This window comes from Nostoc sp. FACHB-133, from assembly GCF_014698055.1.
Taxonomy (GTDB): Bacteria; Cyanobacteriota; Cyanobacteriia; order Cyanobacteriales; family Nostocaceae; genus Nostoc.
This window is the reverse complement of sequence record NZ_JACJSH010000159.1, coordinates 1-1,569: the sequence shown is the minus strand read 5'-3', so window position 1 is coordinate 1,569 and position 1,569 is coordinate 1. Positions and strand designations below refer to the sequence as shown.

The window sequence follows — 1,569 nt, the reverse complement described above, 5'->3', positions numbered from 1 at the left end:
CGACCGACCTAGGTTAGACCAACTTACTATCTATTTAACTGTGTGTTTTTCGATATGTAAGGGGTGTAGGTCTCCCTAAAAAGGAGGTGATCCAGCCACACCTTCCGGTACGGCTACCTTGTTACGACTTCACCCCAGTCACCAGTCCTGCCTTAGGCATCCTCCTCCCCGAAAGGTTGGAGTAATGACTTCGGGCACTACCAGCTTCCATGGTGTGACGGGCGGTGTGTACAAGGCCCGGGAACGAATTCACTGCAGTATGCTGACCTGCAATTACTAGCGATTCCTCCTTCACGCAGGCGAGTTGCAGCCTGCGATCTGAACTGAGCTCCGGTTTACGGGATTTGCTTGCATTCGCATGCTTGCTGCCCTCTGTCCGGAGCATTGTAGTACGTGTGTAGCCCAAGGCGTAAGGGGCATGCTGACTTGACGTCATCCCCACCTTCCTCCGGTTTGTCACCGGCAGTCTCTCTAGAGTGCCCAACTTAATGCTGGCAACTAAAAACGAGGGTTGCGCTCGTTGCGGGACTTAACCCAACATCTCACGACACGAGCTGACGACAGCCATGCACCACCTGTGTTCGCGCTCCCGAAGGCACTCCCAGCTTTCACCAGGATTCGCGACATGTCAAGCCTTGGTAAGGTTCTTCGCGTTGCATCGAATTAAACCACATACTCCACCGCTTGTGCGGGCCCCCGTCAATTCCTTTGAGTTTCACCGTTGCCGGCGTACTCCCCAGGCGGGATACTTAACGCGTTAGCTACGGCACGGCTCGGGTCGATACAAGCCACGCCTAGTATCCATCGTTTACGGCTAGGACTACTGGGGTATCTAATCCCATTCGCTCCCCTAGCTTTCGTCCCTCAGTGTCAGTTACGGCCTAGCAGAGCGCCTTCGCCACCGGTGTTCTTCCTGATCTCTACGCATTTCACCGCTACACCAGGAATTCCCTCTGCCCCGAACGTACTCTAGCTATGTAGTTTCCACTGCTTTTATCTAGTTGAGCTAGACTCTTTAACAGCAGACTTACATTGCCACCTGCGGACGCTTTACGCCCAATCATTCCGGATAACGCTTGCATCCTCCGTATTACCGCGGCTGCTGGCACGGAGTTAGCCGATGCTTATTCCTCAGGTACCGTCATTGTGTTCTTCCCTGAGAAAAGAGGTTTACGACCCAAGAGCCTTCCTCCCTCACGCGGTATTGCTCCGTCAGGCTTTCGCCCATTGCGGAAAATTCCCCACTGCTGCCTCCCGTAGGAGTCTGGGCCGTGTCTCAGTCCCAGTGTGGCTGATCGTCCTCTCAGACCAGCTACTGATCGTCGCCTAGGTAGTCCATTACACTACCTACTAGCTAATCAGACGCGAGCTCATCTCTAGGCAGTTAACCTTTCACCCAAGGGCACATCCGGTATTAGCCACCGTTTCCAGTGGTTGTCCCAGACCTAGAGCCAGATTCTCACGCGTTACTCACCCGTCCGCCACTGTGTCCGAAGACACCGTTCGACTTGCATGTGTTAAGCATACCGCCAGCGTTCATCCTGAGCCAGGATCAAACTCTCCGTTTTG

General features: G+C 54.0%; 1 rRNA gene. It reads right to left on the bottom strand.

The window, feature by feature from the left end:
* Nucleotides 1-79: 79 nt before the first annotated feature.
* Nucleotides 80-1,568: ribosomal RNA gene (locus H6G86_RS38070) — 16S ribosomal RNA — on the bottom strand.
* Nucleotide 1,569: the final 1 nt, after the last annotated feature.